Raw genomic sequence first — 1,822 nt, forward strand, 5'->3', positions numbered from 1 at the left:
CGCAAATGGTGTGATTTCATGAGCTATAATCCAAACTTTGTAGGCAAATCTACTGGTTTGAGAATGAAAATCAAACGCGTCAATCGTGATGAGAAACACATTGAAGAGATCAATAAAGCGGTCGAAATCTTTTTAGGGGAAATAGAACAAGAGATGCAAAAGATTTTGGCAAAAGCTGCTTAAACCTATGGGGGTGCTCTCTCCTCCCAGCACCCCCACCCATTTACTAACAACTTTTAACACATGCGTGATTCACGCCACGGGGGAATTGCATCTAAAATGAAGGGGAACAGATATGGCACACCGCCAACCTACTATAACACAACCAGCCATTGCACGTGCTTTACGAGAAGCTAAAAAACAAGGAGCAGAGGTTGTAGAAATCAAGCCTACTGGTGAATTATTAATTCATATCAATAAAATCGTAACACCCAGAACGATAGATAATACTTATAGCATTGTCGATTTTCCACCGCTTGAAAATGAACAAAAAGACTACGATACCAGCAAATCGTGTCCCTCTGTTGACGGTATAAAGTTTTAGCCATGCCAAAACGCCGTCCACCGCATCTTGTTCGTGAACGCACACGCCATGGTAAAATCATATGGTATGTACGTATTGGTCATGGACCACGGTTTCGGATTGAAGGAACCTATGGAACGCAAGAGTTTGTCGATAATTATACGCTTGCTCTTAAGCAAGCTCAAAATGGCTCCTCCAAAACAAAGAGGCGTACCAGACTCACAGAAGGGTCTTTCGATTGGTTGTTGCATCAGTATTTACAAAGCATGCAATGGCATAATCAATCAGAATCTACTAAAAAAGTTAAATATCGAATTCTGAATAATGTTTCTAAACATATCGGTAATCGTGCATATAAAAGCATAAACAAACAACACATGCTTGAAGCCGTAGACAGAAGGCGAGAGACCCCCGCGGCTGCAAAACATTTTTTGACCTCTTTAAACGGTCTCTTTAATTGGGCGGTTGATAATGCCCTTTTAAATAGAAATCCTGCCTTTAATATAAAAGCACCAAAATCTTTAAACAGTGAGGGATTACTGCCATGGCTAGAAGAGGACATAGACAAATATTATCACCGTTGGTCACATGGTACACATGAACGCGTCTGGATTGATGTTCTTCTTTATACAGGCTTGCGTCGTGGTGATGCCGTTCGTATCGGCTGGAAAGACGTCAAAGATAATATCATTTATCTCAAAACAGAAAAGAGCCAATTTAAAACAGATGTTTTTCTTCCTATTTTACCAGAACTAGAGGAAACCCTTAAAATTGGTCCCATAGGTAATGAAACATTTATTTGTGGTAAAGGTGGAAATAAGCTTGTCAAAGAAAGTTTTGGCAACCTCTTTCGTGAAGCATGTAATGCGGCGGGTATTAAAAAATCAGCGCACGGATTGCGAAAATTAGCAGCAACACGTGCAGCCAATGCTGGTGCGACAGTTTCGCAAATGAAAGCGCTTTTTGGCTGGACAGAAGATAAAATGGCATCCCTTTATACCAAAACAGCTGATAGAAAACGACTTGCAATAGAAGCAATCAAAAAGCTACAAAAAGGTTCGGGATAGACATAAAATAAGTTAAAATAATCAACGGAATCAAAACTCCCGAACTTTTATATAACTTATTGATTTTATATAAATATAACGCTCCCACCCCCTCCGCCACAGCACTTTTATGGCGCTATAACTTTTTGATTTTATATGACTGTAGCTTGCCAGCGGGTTTTGTATATTTTGCCACTAGGTTTTGTACCAATTCATTTTTTTTCAAAGAGTTTTAAAGGTGTTCTCAAAGGGT

General features: G+C 39.5%; 2 protein-coding genes and 1 pseudogene. All 3 read left to right on the forward strand.

The window, feature by feature from the left end:
* Positions 1-183 (forward strand): annotated as a pseudogene (locus tag ACFINA_RS09515) (exonuclease); the annotation flags it as partial.
* A 112-nt stretch (positions 184-295) separates the two neighbouring features.
* Positions 296-544 (forward strand): hypothetical protein, encoded by a 249-nt coding sequence (locus ACFINA_RS09520; protein WP_375615512.1) that lies wholly within the window; start codon positions 296-298, stop codon positions 542-544.
* Positions 545-546: 2 nt separating this feature from the next.
* On the forward strand, positions 547-1,590 hold the full coding sequence (locus ACFINA_RS09525; RefSeq protein ID WP_375615513.1) for a tyrosine-type recombinase/integrase: 1,044 nt from the start codon (positions 547-549) through the stop codon (positions 1,588-1,590).
* The last annotated feature ends 232 nt before the right edge of the window (positions 1,591-1,822 follow it).

The sequence above is a fragment of the Bartonella sp. AC10YNML genome, from assembly GCF_042196825.1.
Taxonomy (GTDB): domain Bacteria; phylum Pseudomonadota; class Alphaproteobacteria; order Rhizobiales; family Rhizobiaceae; genus Bartonella.